This window comes from Bradyrhizobium sp. 6(2017) (genome assembly GCF_011058295.2).
Classification (GTDB): domain Bacteria; phylum Pseudomonadota; class Alphaproteobacteria; order Rhizobiales; family Xanthobacteraceae; genus Bradyrhizobium; species Bradyrhizobium septentrionale.
The window spans coordinates 5,465,093-5,481,554 of sequence record NZ_CP049289.2; the positions used below are offsets into that span (position 1 = coordinate 5,465,093).

Below are 16,462 nucleotides of genomic sequence, written 5' to 3' on the forward strand. Positions count from 1 at the left end.
GATCACGGTCGCATCTCCTTGTCCCCTGAGAGCTGACGCGATGCGGTCGCACCGTCACCCGTGTCGGGTGCTACGCCGTGGGGCTGGAAATCGCTTTTTGCTGATTTAACTCCGAACGGCGTAGTGAACGCCCATATGAACGCAACCGGCCATAGCAAGCCGCCTGTCGCGATCCCGACCCAGCTCATGGCATTGATTGCACTGGCCTGCGGATGATTCCATTTGCGCGCGAGTTGACCCGGAAGTTTGCCCAGATTGACGACAATGATGACGCCAGCAAAAATCAGAACCGCGAACACGACAAACGCGAACGCATCCAAAGCGCCGAATGAAGAATCCACTGCCGACACTCCCTTCTATGCGCGATGATATTTCGCGCAGGGCTTTCGAAGCGGGCCGGAACGATTTCTTAGCGAAGAAGAATAAGTCGTGGCGTTGGGTCCGACACGAATCGCCACGACTTATCGCGCTCAGTCTCTCGCTTTTTCAAGCGCGTGCCGCATCAGCTTTTGTTCATCACTTGACATCTGTACGGGACCAAGTTTGTAAGTGAGCTTGTCGATCTTGCCGGTGAAGCGGAAAGGAAGTTTGTAACTGTCGTCCACCGTCGTGCGGGTGTCGCTCCCGATGTCAAACGTTTCGTCGATGGCCATAAGAAACGGAATCGTGTGCGGGATCGTCTTTGCGGCCACCAGCTTGCCATCGGCCGTCAGTACACCGGTGCCACCCTTGCCCGGGCCGGGTCCGTTGTACTTGAAGTCGAATACTATCGTGTGCTTGCCGGGTTTGAGGGCATCGCTAAACAAGTCGCGACCACCAATGCCGCCTTCCCAGCGGTACCGTTCGAGATCGAGCAGGTTATAGACGAAGACTGGTTTGCCTTTGAGCAAGTAGAGGGCGTATCCGCCAAAGCGACCGCCAAGAGTGGCGATCATTCCCTCCGCGCCGCCTTGAGGAACAGTAACCTCAGCGGTGATGGTGTAATCCTTATTGAGGATGCTCGGAGCGCTACTGTCGGGGATTCCAGCAATCTCACCAGAATAGGTGAAAACCGTTCGCCCTGCAGTCGCGCTCGGGCGCGGTGTCACAATGCGGGGCAGCACCGAGTTGTCCAGCGGAAAGACCTGGTATTTCGCCGCCTCCGACAGGAACAACGCTTGCAACTCCTTTAGCTTGTCGGGATTCTTGGCTGCGAGGTCGTTGTTTTGCGAGTAGTCGTCAGCGATGTTGTAGAGTTCCCATTTGTAGTCGTTAATCTCAGGCAGCTTGGCCGTTCCCAAGAGCCAAGGCGGCTCGGGGGGCGTTGTGCAAGCGTACCAACCATCGTGGTAGATTCCACGGTTCGCGAACATTTCGAAATACTGCGTGTCGCGCTTCGAGAGTGCGTTGGCGTTGGCCTTGTCGAACGTATAGGCCATGCTCACGCCTTCGATGGGCTTTTGCGTGATGCCATTGACCGTGGCGGGAGCCTGGATGCCCGCGGCTTCGAGGATCGTCGGCACGATGTCGATCATGTGATGGAATTGGGTGCGGATGCCACCAGCGTCCGTGATGTGGCCGGGCCATGAGATGACCATGCCTTGCCGGGTGCCGCCGAAGTGCGATGCCACCTGCTTGGTCCATTTGAACGGGGTATCGAAGGCCCACGACCACGCCACCGACATATGCGGGTAAGTCTTGTCGGAGCCCCAATTCTCGTAATGCAGCATCAGCTCGGCTTCGGGCAGCTGCAAAATGCCGTTGTAGGCGGTCATCTGGTTCGGCGTGCCCTCAAGCGTGCCTTCGGCGCTCGTGCCGTTGTCGCCGCTGATGTAGATGATCAGCGTGTTGTCGAGTTTGCCCATGTCCTCGACCGCCTGGATGACGCGGCCGATTTCGTAGTCGGTATACGCCGCATAGCCGGCAAACACCTCGGCTTCGCGCGCGTATAATTTCTTTCGGATGAATGAGAGCGAGTCCCACTTCGGCAGGGTATCCGGCCAAGCGGTGAGCTGGGTGTTCGCCGGGATCACCCCGAGGCGCTTCTGGTTGGCGAAGATCTGCTCGCGCAACTTCTCCCAGCCCATGTCGAACTTGCCCTTGAACTTGTCGATCCATTCCTTCTTCGGCTGATGCGGCGAATGCGTGCCGCCGGGCACGTAGTAGAGGAAGAACGGCTTGTCGGGTGCGGCCGCGTTCAGTCCGTTCATGTAGTTGATGGCATCATCCGCCATGTCGGTTATGAGGTTGTAGCCGGTCTTGCCGATCCACGGAAAAATCTGGGTCGTGTTCTTATAAAGATACGGCGTCCACTGGTCGGTCTCGCCGCCCATGAAGCCGTAGAAGTATTGGAAGCCCATGCCGACCGGCCATTGGTCGAATGGCCCCGCCGCGCTGTAAAGATAGGTGGGAGTGTTGTGGTTCTTGCCAAACCACGACGTGGCATATCCGTTGTCGCGAAGAATAGTTCCGATCGTGGCGCTCTCGGGGCCGATTACGGAATCGTAGCCCGGATAGCCGGTGGACATTTCACCGATGACACCGTAGCCGACCGAATGGTGGTTGCGGCCAGTGATGAGCGCTGCCCGCGTCGGCGAGCAGAGCGCTGTCGAATGAAACTGCGTATAACGCAGACCCGCCTTGGCGACGCGATCCATGTTCGGCGTCGGGATCACCCCACCGAAGGTGCCGGACACGCCATAACCCTGGTCGTCAGTCATGATCAACAGGACGTTCGGCGCACCCTTGGGCGGCACGACGGACGGTGGCCAGTATGGCTTGGAGGCCGTGGCATCTTCCTTGATCACGCCGCCGAACTTAGGTGGCTCCGGCGGAAGCTGCTTGCCATCGATGGTTGTCGTGGCGCTCGGCGAACCCGGCGCGCCGGTGGTTTGCTGCGCGAGGCTGGTTGTCCCCAGCGCGCACAGCAAATAAGCGGCGGTGAGGGTGGTGCCGCAAAGCAGCAAGTTGCGGCGGTTTTGTAAGCGGCCTTCCGGCTTTGAACTATCGTCATCGTGACGAGTACCGGTCATTGAAAGCTCCCTCTTGGAGACGACAGAACCCATGGACGCCTATCCGAGACACAAAGCCGCAACGCTTAAGTTGATCTAGATCAACCTACCGCCCACGGGTCCGAAACGTCGGGTTCGGGTCTTGAGCGGAAGTTGTGCCCCTCCCCGCCCGCGTCCGTTCGTACCCTGAAAGCAGACGTCGAGGCGGCCGGGCCGAAGGTCCGCACATGGCCACTTCCGAACTCATGCGCCGTAGCAGTTGCGCTAAAATTTCCGAAGAAGCCCGGCCGAGTCAGCGCTATCCTCTGGTGGACGGCGGAGGGTTACTCTTTTGTCAGCGTCTACGGCACATCGCGAGATAACTGGGAGGATTGGCTGGAAAATCGCCGTTGCAGTCGGACTTGCTCTCAGTCAGGCCGCGGTAGCAGCACCGCCCGATAGCCCAAATCCCGCGCTTGCCCCATGGTTTGAGAGCCTGAAGCAACCAGGCACCGGTGCGTCGTGCTGCTCGATTGCGGATTGCCGAACGGTAGAGTTCCGACAGGACCGCGACGGCTACGAGGTATTGATCGATGATCGCTGGAAGATGTCGGCTCCATTCTGGCTGCGGGTCCCACCGAACAGGATCATCGACAGAACCGACAACCCGACGAACCGCGCCGTGGTCTGCTTCACGCCTGAGGCCGGCATTCTCTGTTTCGTGCGTCCGGCCGAAAGTTAGGTCTCTCCTCCGCGCAAGTCCCTGTGGGACGGAGATGGTGGGTTACGCTTCGCTAACCCACCCTACGCGCTATCTGGCAAAAGCGGGCTGCCAGTGGCGCAGTTCGCGTGCTGCGTAAGTGACTGCGCCGATCGTCGTGTAGGACCCGGCCTCCAGCATCATGCCGCGTGCGAGCTTGAGGGCCCGTGCCTCGCAGATCGCGCGCTGCTTCTCGTCCGCGATCCACTCGAAATCGATGTTGTGCGCGAGGCCGAGGATTCGCCGGATGGTCTTGGCCGCGGCGAAGCCGACCGTGTCCCGGAACAGCCGCGCCATGTAGGCCTGCCGCTCGGCCTCCAGCCGCGCGGCGCCCGCCTCGCCCGTAAACAGCGACAACGGATAGCCGTCGCCATCAGCCTCGCTGCCCCACAGCGCGAGAAATTTTCGGGAGAACCCGGTCCAGACGCCCTCGATGGTTTCCAGCAGCCACGCTTCGAACGAGGCGCGCTCGCCTTGTGTGCGCTCGTGCCCTGCGGAGGCCAGATAGGCCATCAGGAGGTTACCGATGACGGCGCCGATGTCGAACCCCATCGGGCCGTAGAAGGCGAACTCGGGGTCGATCACCTTGGTCTCGCTCTCGGTGACCATGATCGAGCCGGTGTGCAGGTCGCCGTGCAGCAGCGCCTCCGGGCTCGCCATGAATTTCAGCTTGAGCCTGGAGATCGCGACATGCAGGTCGAGATCCTCGCGGAACGCCGCGGCGGTCGCGTCGAGATAAGGCGCGGTCCAGCGGTTCTGCTCGGCGATCCGGTAGGGATCGGTGAAGATCAGATCCTCGGTGATCTTGCAGAGCGCATGGTTGCCGGCGAAATCGGCGATCCCCTGCTTCTTCGCCGCGGCCGACAACGCCAGATCGGACGAGAAGAACAGCGTCTGCGCCAGGAAGGTCGAGATATCATCGACAAAGCGCGGATAGCGCGTGGCCTCGATCAAGCCCTTGCGCATGATGATGTGCGGCTCGAGCAGCTCCATCGCGGTGAGCGCAAGCTCCGCATCGTGATGCAGCACGGCCGGCACAAGCTCCGACGCCAGCCGCGCCTGATGCACCAGCGCCATGTGTTCGTAGTGCGCGCGCGAGAGCGGCAGCGGCCAGCTCTCGCCGACCAGCCGTACATAGGGCAGCGCCTGCTTGACGGCGATGCCGCCGGTCCTGCCCTTGACGATGAAGACGAGGTTGAGATTGCCGTCGCCGACCTCGCTGATCGACCAGTCGGCCGGGGCGCCGCCAAGTTGCGTGACGATGGCAGGAACTCCGGCCAGATAGTCCCGGAGGTCAGCTTCCCGCAGGATTCGATACTGGCTGGCCCCGGAGGAGCCTGGTTGCGCCTGCAGGTTCATCTGGTCGCCTCCTCCCACATCGGCCTTTTTGAGCATAATCTTTTCGGAAAACCGCTACGCACTTTTCCGGATCATGCTTTGGGGCGAGGTTGATCCTCACTCCCGTTCCAGGAAGCTCGAGCCGATGTCGGCCTTCTTCCTGATCGGATCATAGTCGCAATAGACGCTGTCGGCGACCAGCGTGTAACTCGCGCTGACGGCGCTCTTCTCGACCTTCACCGAATGCAGTCCGATCACCGCGGTGGACTGTCCGCCGTTCCACTTGAACGGTGTCGTGCTCTGGGTCCTCTCGCAGGCCGCCACCGCGTCCGCGAATACCGAACTTTCGACGAAGGCCTGCACCGTCTGCAGCCGTTTCAACGTCTTCCAGTTGAGATAGAACGATCCGGCGAGGCCGGCGGCGAGCAACATGAAAAGTACGATCGCGATCCGCTGGAAATTCATTCGCCTCCCCTAACTGGCTCTTTGTTTGGAGCATGATCTTTTCGGAAAACCGCTGGGCACTCTTCCGGATCATGCTCCAGCTTCTAGAACGGCATCCCCATCAATTTCGACAGCCGCTCGATCGAGAGATAGCCGGCGTAATAGGCCCACATCGCGATCGCGAAGATCACGGCCGAGATCACCGTGGTCCACAACAGCTTGCGGCCCATCCGCGCCATGATCGGCGCGCCGGGATCGGTGCCGGGCGCGCCGACGCCGTCCTCATGCTGGCTGCGCACGCCGAAAGGCAGCGTCAGGAACAGCACGAGCCACCAAAGGACGAAGTAGATCGCAAGCCCGGTGGAGATCTGGTACGCCATTTGGCCTCAAGCCTGTTCGATCTCGACCAAGGCGCCGGAAAAGTCCTTGGGGTGGAAGAACAGCACCGGCTTGCCGTGCGCGCCGATCTTCGGCTGGCCGTCGCCGAGCACCCGTGCGCCCTCGGCAATCATGCGGTCGCGGGCCGCGATGATGTCGGGCACGTCGTAGCAGACATGGTGGATGCCGCCGTCGACGTTGCGCTCGACAAATTTTGCGATCGGCGAGGCCTCGCCGAGCGGCTCGATGAACTCGATCTTGGTGTTGGGCAGCGTCACGAACACGGTGATGACGCCATGCTCCGGCAGCGGCACCGCATCGGAAATCTCGGCATTGAAGGCGGTGCCGTAGATCTTCGCGGCCTGTTTGGCGTCCTTGACCGCGATCGCGACATGATTGAGCCGGCCCAGCATGATCCTCTCCCTTGTCGTTACGCGCGCCTCGAAAGGATGCTGCGCGTCAAACCGTCAGAACGTGCACGATGCAGATCGGCTTCTTGCCCCACTGCTCGTTCAGCGCGGCCCGCACCGCGCGGCGCACCGATTCCCCGAGCGCGTCCGGATCGCGCCGCCGCGGCTTCGGCAGGCCCTCGATCGTCGATACCACCACATCGAACACGATGTCGTCGAGCAGCTCGCCCGCGGCATTGTTCTCCGGCATGCCGACGAGATCAACCTCGGGATCGTCGACGAGCTCGCCCTGCGCCGTCATGGCAATGGCGACGAAGGCGCAGCCGGCAAAGCCCATCCGCCGCCGCTCCACCACGGCACGCGACTTGGAATCCTCAAGGATGGTTCCATCCTTGTAGAGCCGCCCGGCCGGCACTTCGCCGATGATGCCGGGGTCGCCGGGCCCGAGCTTGACCAGGTCGCCGTTGCGGCAGGTCAGGACCTTGGGGACGCCGGCGGCGCGCGCCAGCTTGGCGTGCTCGGCGAGATGCAGCGCCTCGCCATGCACGGGGATCAAAAGCTGCGGCCGCACCCAGGAGATCATGTCGCGCAACTCGTCGCGGCGCGGATGGCCGGAGACATGCACCAGATGCTCGCGGTCGGTGATGACCTCGACGCCTTGCGTCACCAGCCCGTTGATGATGCCGCCGACCGCCTTCTCGTTGCCGGGAATGGTGCGGGAGGAGAAGATCACGGTGTCGCCTTTGTTCAGGGTCACCTGCGGATGGTCGTCATTGGCGATCCGTGCCAGCGCCGCGCGCGGCTCGCCCTGGCTGCCGGTGCACAGCGCCAGCACCTTGTCGGCCGGGAAATGGCCGTAGACGTCGGTGCTGCGGAACTTGTGCGAGCCGTCGAGATAGCCGCATTCGCGCGCGACCTGCACCACACGCTCCATCGCGCGGCCGACCACCACGACCTCGCGATCGGCGGCGATTGCGGCGTCCACCACGGCCCGGACGCGAGCGACATTGGAGGCGAAGGTCGTGACGGCGACCCGGCCCTTGGCCGCCTTGACCAGCTTCTTGATCGTGGCGGCCACCTCGGTCTCCGACGGCGAACGCCCGTCGCGCACCGCGTTGGTGGAATCGCCGACCAGCGCCAGCACGCCTTCGTCGCCGAGCTCGCGCAGCCGCCGCTCGTCGGTCGGCAGGCCGATCACCGGGGTCGGATCGATCTTCCAGTCGCCGGTGTGCAGCACGGTGCCGACATCTGTCCTGATCGCCAGCGCGTGCGATTCCGGAATCGAATGCGCGACCGGGATGAACTCGACATTGAACGGGCCGATATCGACCTTGCCGCCCGACGGGATCACAGTGATCGGGATTTTGGGCGGATTGCGCTCGGCTGCGCATTTGGCTTCGAATAGCGCAGCGCTGAACTGCGTCGCGTAGATCTTGCAGCCGAGTTTTGGCCAGAGATCGATGATCGCGCCGAAATGGTCCTCATGCGCGTGCGTCAGCACGAGCCCCATCAGATTGTTGCGCTCTTTCTCGAGGAAGCGGACATCCGGCATGATCAGGTCGATGCCCGGCAGATGCTCCTCATCACCGAAGGAGACGCCGAGATCGACCGCGAGGAATGAGCGCTGCTGGCGGTTGCCGAGGCCATAGACCGACAGGTTCATGCCGATCTCGCCGACGCCGCCGAGCGGCGCAAAGGTGAGTTCGTCCGGACGCGCCATCAGTTAACCCTCACCGAGGCCGCTGTGCCGAAATAGACCTCGCCGGCGGTCACCGGCATGCGCTCGCCATCAGCGGTGCGGACGATCAAGCAGCCGGTCTCGTCGATGGTGTCGAAGATGCCCTCGACCGTCGCGGTGCCGGTCTGCACCGCGACCCTCTCGCCGAGGCCGGCGGCACGCTCCAGCCACAGCCGGCGGATTTCAGGGAAGCCGCGGCCGTCATCCCAGATGCCGCGATACTCGACCCAGGCGTCCGACAATGCGGCAAACAGCTCTTCCGCACCGATCTGGATGCCGAGCGCGGCAAGCGAGACTGCAGGTGTCGGCGTCCCCTCGGGCGCGGCGACGACATTGGTACCGATGCCGACGACGACCGCCAGCCGGTGACCGACCGCCTCGGCTTCCAGCAGGATGCCCGACAGCTTCTTGCCGTTGGCCAGGACGTCGTTCGGCCATTTCAGGGTGTATTTCGGGCTGTCCGGCCCAAGCCGCAGCGCCGCCTCGATACTGACCTTCTGCAGCGCGGCTTCGAGCGACAGGCCGGCGGCGAAGCCAAGCGTGGCAGCGACGGCCGGCTGAACGTCGGTCACCTCGAGGATGCTGCTGGCGAGATTGCCGCGCGGCGCGACCCAGACCCGCTGGCGCCGGCCGCGGCCCGCGGTCTGCTCAGGCGTCACGAACCACATCGGCCCGCGCTCGCCGTCACGGGCGCGCAGCATCGCCTCGGCATTGGTCGAGCCGATCTGGTCGAAGGCGGCGAGCCGGTAGCCCGCCGCTATGGCTCGGGGTCCGAGCGTGAATGTCATGTCGGAGTTATGCGCAGGATTGGTTCCGAAAGCCAGCATCCTGTTTTCGGAACCATGCGCGCTAGAACAACGACTTCGCCGCCGCCGTTGCCACGCTGACCAGCGGGCCCGGATAGGCGAAGAAGAAGATGTTGAAGATGCCTGCGACCGCCAGCACGGTGCGCAGCTCGACGCGGACCGGGTCGAGCTTGCCGAGCGGCTGGTCGAAATACATCACCTTGACGATCGACAGATAGTAGAAGGCGCCCACCACGCTGGTCAGCACGCCGATCACCGCGAGCGTGAACAGATTGGCCTTGATGGCTGCGACGAACACGTACCATTTGCCGAAGAAGCCCGCGAGCGGCGGAACGCCGGCCAGCGAGAACAGCAGCATCGCGAAGACGAAAGCGATCAGCGGGTTGGTGCGGGACAGGCCGGCAAAATCGCTGATCTGCTCCAGCGCCTGGCCATTCCGCTTCATGGCCAGGATGATCGAGAAGGTGCCGAGCGTCATCGCGACATAAATCGCGATGTAGATCAGGACGCCCTGCGCCCCCTCGACCGTGCCGGAGGCCAGGCCAACCAGCGCAAACCCCATATGGCCGATCGAGGAATAGGCCATCAGCCGCTTGATGTTGCTCTGTCCGATCGCCGCAAACGAACCCAGCGCCATCGAGGCGATCGCCACGAACACCAGGATCTGCTGCCACTGGGTGACGATGCCGGGGAACGCGGTCAGCGTCGCCCGGGTGAACACGGCGAGTGCTGCGACCTTCGGGGCGGAGGCGAAGAAGGCGGTCACCGGGGTCGGCGCGCCCTCATAGACGTCGGGCGTCCACATGTGGAACGGCACCGCCGAGACCTTGAAGCAGAGGCCGGCGAGCAGGAACACCAGGCCGAACACGATGCCGATGCTCCCCGTGGTCGCAGCCGCCGCGATGCCGGCGAAGCTGACGGTCCCGGTGAAGCCGTAGATCAGCGAGGCGCCATAGAGCAGCATGCCGGACGACAGCGCGCCGAGCACGAAATACTTCAGGCCGGCCTCGCTCGACTTGGCATTGTCGCGCTGGCTGGCGGCGACGACGTAGAGCGCAAGGCTCATCAGCTCGAGGCCGAGATAGAGCGAGATCAGGTCGCCGGCCGAGATCAGCACCATCATGCCGAGCGTCGACAGCAGCACCAGGATCGAGAACTCGAAGTTGCGGCTCGACGGCTGGGACAGGTACTCGGTCGACAGGATCAGCGTCGCTGCGGAAGCGATTAAAGCGAGGATCTTCAGGAAGCGGGCGAAGTCGTCGACGATGAAGCTGCCGCCGAAGGTCACGAGCTTGCCGGCCGGCAGCCAGAGCTCCAGCACGCCGGTCAGGACCAAGAGGCACACTGCAAGCGCCGTGATCAGCCGCGTCGTCCCCTGCCCGCGATAGGCTCCGATCATCAACAGCACCATGGCGCCGACTGCGAGCACCAGCTCGGGCAGCACCGGCTGCAACTGATAACCTGCACTGGAAAAGCTCATGGGCTAAGGCCTTACTGCGTAACCAGCGCGGCTGCCTTCACGGCAGTCACTGCGGTGTTGTAATTGTTGACGAGCTGCTGCACCGAGGCCGCCGACATGTCGAGCACAGGCTTCGGATAGACGCCGAACAGGATGGTCAGCGCGATCAGCGGGAACAGCGTCACGCATTCGCGGAAGGTCAGATCCTTGATCGACATCAGCGACGGCTTGACCAGCGCGCCGAACACCACCTTGCGGTAGAGCCAGAGCGCATAGCAGGCCGACAGGATCACGCCGGTGGTGGCGAAGAACGCGGTCGGCAGCGATATCTTGAAGGTGCCGAGCAGCGTCATGAACTCGCCGACGAATCCGCTCGTGCCGGGCAGACCGACATTGGCCATGGTGAAGACCATGAATGTCATCGCATAGAGCGGCATCCGGTTGACGAGGCCGCCATAGGCGGCGATCTCGCGGGTGTGCATGCGGTCGTAGACGATGCCGACGCAGAGGAACAGCGCGCCGGAGACGATGCCGTGCGAGATCATCTGGAACATGCCGCCGGCGACGCCCTGCGTCGTCACCGCGAAGATGCCCATGGTGACGAAGCCCATATGCGCGACCGAGGAGTACGCGATCAGCTTCTTCATGTCCTCCTGCATCATCGCCACCAGCGAGGTGTAGATGATGGCGATAACGGACAGTGTGAACACGAACGGCGCGAAGTCGTGCGAGGCCAACGGGAACATCGGCAGCGAGAAGCGCAGGAAGCCGTAGCCGCCCATCTTCAGGAGGATCGCGGCCAGGATCACCGAGCCTGCCGTCGGCGCCTCGACATGCGCGTCAGGCAGCCAGGTGTGCACCGGCCACATCGGCATCTTCACCGCGAACGAGGCGAAGAATGCCAGCCACGCCCAGGTCTGCAGCGACCGCGGCACCGCGGTGTGCATCAGGGTCGGGATGTCGGTGGTGCCGGCGTTCCAGTACAGCGCCATGATGGCGAGCAGCATCAGCACTGAGCCGAGGAAGGTGTAGAGGAAGAACTTGAACGAGGCGTAGACCCGGCGCGGGCCGCCCCAGACGCCGATGATCAGGAACATCGGGATCAGGCCGCCCTCGAAGAACAGGTAGAACAGCACGAGGTCGAGCGCCGAGAAGGTACCGACCATCAGCGTTTCCAGGATCAGGAACGCCATCATGTATTCGCCGACGCGGCTTGTGATCGCCCTCCAGCTCGCGATGATGCACAGCGGCATGATCGCCGTGGTGAGGATCAGGAGCGGCAGCGAGATGCCGTCGATACCCATGTGATAGGTGATGCCGGTGGCGAGCCAGGACGCCTTCTCGACGAACTGGAAGTCGGTCTGCGCCGGATCGAAGCGCGCCACCAGGATCAGCGACATCGCGAAGGTGATCAGCGTGGTCCAAAGCGCGATCCAGCGCGCCGTGCGGCCCGCGGTCTCGTCGCCGCCGCGCGCCAACAGATAGACCAGGATCGCGCCGACCGCCGGCAGGAAGGTCGTGACGGAAAGGATAGGCCAGGTTGTCATTTTACTGGCCTCCCAAGCCGAACATGAACCAGGTGATCAATCCGGCGGCACCGATCAGCATCGCAAAAGCGTAGTGATAGAGATAGCCGGTCTGCAATTTGACGACGTTGCGGGTGACGTCGAGCACACGGGCCGAGACGCCGTCCGGACCGAAGCCGTCGATGACGAGGCCGTCGCCTTTCTTCCAGAGCGTGTAACCGAGCCACTTGGCCGGGCGCACGAGGATCCAGTCGTACAGCTCGTCAAAATACCATTTGTTGAGCAGGAACTGGTACAGCATCGGCTGCTGACGAGCGAGCTCGACCGGCAGATAGGGCCGGCGGATGTAGAACATGTAGGAGACGAACAGGCCGAGGGCCATCATGACGGTCGGCAGCGGCGCGAGCCAGCCCGGCATGTGCTCCATATCCTCGAGGATGTGCGGGTTCATCTTCACCGATTCGCGGAAGAACTCCTCGACGCCGTGCGGACTGGCGAACACTTCCTTGAACGGCAGACCCGCCAGGATCGAGCCTGCGGCGAGCACGCCGATCGGCACCAGCATCCACACCGGGCTCTCATGCGCCGCCTCGTAGTGCTTCTGGTCGTGCGGCTCGCCGAAGAAGGTCTTGAAGATCAGACGCCAGGAGTAGAACGAGGTCAGGCCGGCGGCCGCGATCGTCAGCCCGTAGGCATACGTCGCGAACGGGTTGTGCGCTGCATAGGCCGCTTCGATGATCGCATCCTTGGAGAAGTAGCCGGCGAACAGCGGGAAGCCGGTCAGGGCCAGGGTGCCGATGCACATCACCGCGAACGTGTACGGAATCTTGCGCCACAGGCCGCCCATGTTGCGGATGTCCTGCTCGTGATGCATCGCGTAGATCACCGAGCCGGAGCCTAGGAACAGCAGCGCCTTGAAGAAGGCGTGCGTGAACAAATGGAACATGCCGACTGAATAGGCCCCTGCTCCCATCGCTACGAACATGTAGCCGAGCTGCGAACAGGTCGAGTAGGCGACGATGCGCTTGATGTCGTTCTGCACCAGGCCGATGGTGGCGGCGAAGAACGCCGTGGTGGCGCCGAAGAACATCACCACCGCCTGCGCATTCGGCGCCAGCTCGAACAAGGGCGACAGCCGCGCCACCATGAAGACGCCGGCGGTAACCATGGTCGCGGCGTGGATCAGCGCCGACACCGGGGTCGGGCCTTCCATGGCGTCCGGCAACCAGGTGTGCAGCAGAAACTGCGCCGATTTGCCCATCGCACCCATGAACAGGAATATGCAGGTCAGTGTCAGCGCGTCGGCGTGCCAGCCGAAGAAGTTGATGGTCTTGCCGGTCAACCCCGGCGCGGCATGGAAGATGGTCTCGAAATCGATCGAGCCGACCAGCATGAAGATCGAGAAGATGCCGAGCAGGAACCCGAAATCGCCGACCCGGTTGACCACAAAGGCCTTGATCGCCGCCGCGTTCGCCGACGGCTTCTGGTACCAGAAGCCGATCAGGAGGTAGCTCGCCAGACCGACGCCTTCCCAGCCGAAGAACATCTGCACCAGATTGTCCGCGGTCACCAGCATCAGCATCGCGAAGGTGAACAGCGACAGATAGGCAAAGAACCGCGGCCGGTACGGATCCTCGTCCATGTAGCCGATGGAATAGAGGTGCACGAACGCGGACACCGTGTTGACCACGACCAGCATCACCGCCGTCAGCGTATCGATCCGCAGCGACCAGGCGACCTGCAGATCGCCCGAGGTGATCCAGGGCAACAGCGCGATCCGCGCGTCGTGATGCATGAATCCGACATCGACCAGCGCGAACCAGGACAGCGCCGCCGAGACGAACAGCAGGCCGGTGGTGATCAGTTCGGCCAGCCGGGAGCCCGCCGCCGCCGGCTCGGAGACGTGGTGGTCGTCATGGCCATGGTCGTCCTGGCCGTGATCGTCGTGCGCAGCGGAGGCATGGGCGTCGCCATGCGCATCGTCGTGATGCTCGACGGTGTCACCGCTCGGATTGCGGGCATGCGCGCCGAATATCGAGATCAGCCCCGCGAGAATGGCGCCCAGCAGCGGCAGAAAGACAATTGCCTGGTACATCTGCGCGCTAGCCCTTCATCAGATTGACGTCTTCAACCGCGATCGAACCGCGGTTGCGGAAATACACCACCAGCACGGCAAGCCCGATCGCGGCCTCGGCCGCCGCCACCGTCAGCACCAGCAGCGCGAACACCTGGCCGACGATGTCGCCGAGAAAGGTCGAGAACGCCACCAGATTGATGTTGACCGACAGCAGGATCAGCTCGATCGACATCAGGATGACGATGATGTTCTTGCGGTTGAGGAAGATGCCGAGGATCCCGAGCGTGAACAGGATCGCGCCGACCGCGAGATAGTGCCCGAGCCCGATGGTCATTTCACCCACTCCGCCGCGTCGGCATCCTGCAGGCCCTGCCCCGACGCCACCTTGCGCATCGCCATCGCCATCTCCGGCGTGCGCGCGTTCTGCACGTTGATGTTCTGCCGCTTGACGTTCGCCTTGTGGCGCAGCGTCAGCACGATGGCGCCGATCATCGCGACCAAGAGCACCATGCCGGCGAGCTGGAAGTAATGGATGTACTTCGTATAGAGCACGAGGCCGAGCGCCTCGGTGTTGCTGATATTGGTCGGGATCGCCGCGGTGATCGTCTTGGTCACGGACGGGTTGATCACCCAGGCGCCGACGACAAGCAGTAGCTCGAACAGGAAGATGCCACCGATCACGATGCCGATCGGGAGGTACTGGATGAAGCCCTCGCGCAGTTCGACGAAATCGACGTCGAGCATCATGATGACAAACAGGAACAGCACCGCGACCGCGCCGACATAGACCACGATCAGCATCATCCCGAGGAACTCGGCGCCCATCAGGATGAACAGCCCCGAGGCGTTGACGAAGGCCAGGATCAGATACAGCACGGAGTGCACGGGATTGCGCGAGACAATCACCATGACCGCCGAGGCCACGCAGGCAGCAGCAAACAGATAGAAGAACAACGCCGGAAGGATCATGCCCTCACCTCACCGGTACGGCGCGTCGAGCGCCATCGACTTCGCAATCTCGCGCTCCCAGCGGTCGCCATTGGCGAGCAGCTTCGCCTTGTCATAGTAGAGTTCCTCGCGTGTCTCGGTCGCGAATTCGAAATTCGGTCCCTCGACGATGGCGTCCACCGGGCATGCCTCCTGGCACAGGCCGCAATAGATGCACTTCACCATGTCGATGTCGTAGCGCACCGTGCGGCGGGTGCCGTCGTTGCGGCGCGGGCCGGCCTCGATCGTGATCGCCTGCGCCGGGCAGATCGCCTCGCACAGCTTGCAGGCGATGCAGCGCTCCTCGCCGTTCGGATAGCGGCGCAGCGCGTGCTCGCCACGGAAGCGGGGCGAGATCGGGCCCTTCTCGAAGGGATAGTTCAGCGTCGGCTTCGGCTTGAAGAAATAACGCATGGCGAGAACGAACGCCGAGACGAATTCCGACAAGAGGAGCGAACGGGCGGTTGCGTTGATGTTGACACTCATGACGGCCTCACTTCGGCGCGATGCCGGCGAACTGCAGCACACCGGCCACGATCACCACCATCGCCAGCGACAGCGGCAGGAACACCTTCCAGCCGAGCCGCATCAGTTGATCGTAGCGGTAGCGCGGCACGATCGCCTTCGCCATCGCGAACATGAAGAACATGAAGAACACTTTGAGGGCGAACCAGATGATGCCCGGAATCCAGGTGAACGGCGGCAGGTTGACTGGCGGCAGCCAGCCGCCCAGGAACAGGATCGACGCCAGCGCGCACATCGTGGTGATCGCGACATACTCGCCGAGCATGAACAAGAGATACGGGGTCGAGCCGTATTCGGTCATGAAACCCGCGACCAGCTCGGATTCCGCTTCCACGAGGTCGAACGGCGGGCGATTGGTTTCCGCCAGCGCCGAGACGTAGAACACCACGAACATCGGAAACAGCGGCCACACATACCAGTTCAGGATGGTGAGCTGCGGCAGACCGATCAAATGCGCGAGCCCGCGAGAGTTCTGCGCCTCGACCACCGCCGACAAGTTCAGCGAGCCGACGCAGAGCAGCACGGTGATGATGACGAAGCCGATCGAGACCTCATAGGACACCATCTGCGCCGCCGAGCGCAGCGCCGCCAGGAACGGGTACTTCGAGTTCGACGACCAGCCGGCCATGATGATGCCGTAGATCGACAGCGACGAGATCGCGAAGATATAGAGCACGCCGACATTGATGTCGGAAATCACCCAGCCGAGATTGAACGGGATCACGGCCCACGCGGCCAGCGCCAGCACGCAGGAGACCAGCGGCGCCAGCAGGAACACGCCCTTGTTCGAGCCGGACGGAATCACCGGTTCCTTGAGCACGAATTTCAGCAAGTCCGCGAAGGATTGCAGCAGGCCGAACGGCCCGACCACGTTGGGGCCGCGGCGGATCTGCACCGCCGCCCAGATCTTGCGGTCGGCGAGCAGGATGTAGGCGATCGCGATCAGGAGCACGACGAGCAGCAACAGGCTCTCTGCGACCATGATGATCAGCGGCCAGAGGAAGCCGGTCCAGAACGAGCTTGCGAAGAAATCAGCCATCAGGTC

Annotated in this window: 16 protein-coding genes; all 16 read right to left on the bottom strand. The window is 62.9% G+C overall.

Features of this window, described 5'->3' with window-relative positions; translation table 11 throughout:
- Window positions 1–2: 2 nt before the first annotated feature.
- The 16 genes from G6P99_RS25610 to nuoH all read right to left on the bottom strand — a co-directional run bounded on the left by G6P99_RS25610 (window position 3) and on the right by nuoH (window position 16,456).
- On the bottom strand, window positions 3–341 hold the full coding sequence (locus G6P99_RS25610; RefSeq protein WP_165123826.1) for a DUF3302 domain-containing protein: 339 nt from the start codon (window positions 339–341) through the stop codon (window positions 3–5).
- A 129-nt stretch (window positions 342–470) separates the two neighbouring features.
- The gene (locus G6P99_RS25615) at window positions 471–3,011 is read right to left on the bottom strand and encodes an arylsulfatase (RefSeq protein ID WP_084518448.1); all 2,541 of its coding nucleotides are present in this window, start codon (window positions 3,009–3,011) and stop codon (window positions 471–473) included.
- A 534-nt stretch (window positions 3,012–3,545) separates the two neighbouring features.
- Window positions 3,546–3,680 carry a hypothetical protein gene (locus tag G6P99_RS25620; protein ID WP_256375165.1) on the bottom strand — a complete coding sequence of 45 codons (135 nt, stop codon included), beginning with the start codon at window positions 3,678–3,680 and terminating at the stop codon, window positions 3,546–3,548.
- A gap of 100 nt (window positions 3,681–3,780) precedes the next feature.
- Window positions 3,781–5,088 carry an S-methyl-5-thioribose kinase gene (gene mtnK / locus G6P99_RS25625; RefSeq protein WP_165123829.1) on the bottom strand — a complete coding sequence of 436 codons (1,308 nt, stop codon included), beginning with the start codon at window positions 5,086–5,088 and terminating at the stop codon, window positions 3,781–3,783.
- 96 nt (window positions 5,089–5,184) lie between these two features.
- Entirely contained in the window at window positions 5,185–5,532 is a 348-nt protein-coding gene (locus G6P99_RS25630; RefSeq protein ID WP_165123832.1) for a hypothetical protein, read from the bottom strand.
- 83 nt (window positions 5,533–5,615) lie between these two features.
- Window positions 5,616–5,891 (bottom strand): DUF1467 family protein, encoded by a 276-nt coding sequence (locus G6P99_RS25635; protein ID WP_029080772.1) that lies wholly within the window; start codon window positions 5,889–5,891, stop codon window positions 5,616–5,618.
- A gap of 6 nt (window positions 5,892–5,897) precedes the next feature.
- Complete coding sequence (gene mce, locus G6P99_RS25640) at window positions 5,898–6,302, bottom strand: methylmalonyl-CoA epimerase (protein WP_029080771.1); 405 nt, start codon at window positions 6,300–6,302, stop codon at window positions 5,898–5,900.
- Between the two features lie 46 nt (window positions 6,303–6,348).
- A complete protein-coding gene (locus G6P99_RS25645) occupies window positions 6,349–8,019 on the bottom strand; it encodes a ribonuclease J (protein WP_029080770.1) in 1,671 nt (556 codons plus the stop codon).
- Window positions 8,019–8,825, bottom strand: coding sequence for a biotin--[acetyl-CoA-carboxylase] ligase (locus G6P99_RS25650; protein ID WP_029080769.1), 807 nt, complete (start codon window positions 8,823–8,825; stop codon window positions 8,019–8,021). Before G6P99_RS25650 ends, G6P99_RS25645 begins: the two co-directional genes overlap by 1 nt.
- Before the next feature lie 61 nt (window positions 8,826–8,886).
- Entirely contained in the window at window positions 8,887–10,323 is a 1,437-nt protein-coding gene (gene nuoN / locus G6P99_RS25655) for an NADH-quinone oxidoreductase subunit NuoN (protein WP_029080768.1), read from the bottom strand.
- A gap of 11 nt (window positions 10,324–10,334) precedes the next feature.
- Window positions 10,335–11,849, bottom strand: a complete 1,515-nt coding sequence (locus G6P99_RS25660) for an NADH-quinone oxidoreductase subunit M (protein ID WP_165123835.1) — start codon at window positions 11,847–11,849, stop codon at window positions 10,335–10,337.
- Between the two features lies 1 nt (window position 11,850).
- Window positions 11,851–13,923, bottom strand: coding sequence for an NADH-quinone oxidoreductase subunit L (gene nuoL / locus G6P99_RS25665; protein ID WP_165123838.1), 2,073 nt, complete (start codon window positions 13,921–13,923; stop codon window positions 11,851–11,853).
- 7 nt (window positions 13,924–13,930) lie between these two features.
- On the bottom strand, window positions 13,931–14,239 hold the full coding sequence (nuoK, locus tag G6P99_RS25670) for an NADH-quinone oxidoreductase subunit NuoK (protein ID WP_027537255.1): 309 nt from the start codon (window positions 14,237–14,239) through the stop codon (window positions 13,931–13,933).
- Window positions 14,236–14,874, bottom strand: coding sequence for an NADH-quinone oxidoreductase subunit J (locus G6P99_RS25675; RefSeq protein WP_029080765.1), 639 nt, complete (start codon window positions 14,872–14,874; stop codon window positions 14,236–14,238). Before G6P99_RS25675 ends, nuoK begins: the two co-directional genes overlap by 4 nt.
- 9 nt (window positions 14,875–14,883) lie before the next feature.
- Complete coding sequence (gene nuoI, locus G6P99_RS25680) at window positions 14,884–15,378, bottom strand: NADH-quinone oxidoreductase subunit NuoI (RefSeq protein WP_029080764.1); 495 nt, start codon at window positions 15,376–15,378, stop codon at window positions 14,884–14,886.
- 7 nt (window positions 15,379–15,385) lie between these two features.
- Window positions 15,386–16,456, bottom strand: a complete 1,071-nt coding sequence (gene nuoH / locus G6P99_RS25685; RefSeq protein ID WP_029080763.1) for an NADH-quinone oxidoreductase subunit NuoH — start codon at window positions 16,454–16,456, stop codon at window positions 15,386–15,388.
- Between the last annotated feature and the right edge of the window lie 6 nt (window positions 16,457–16,462).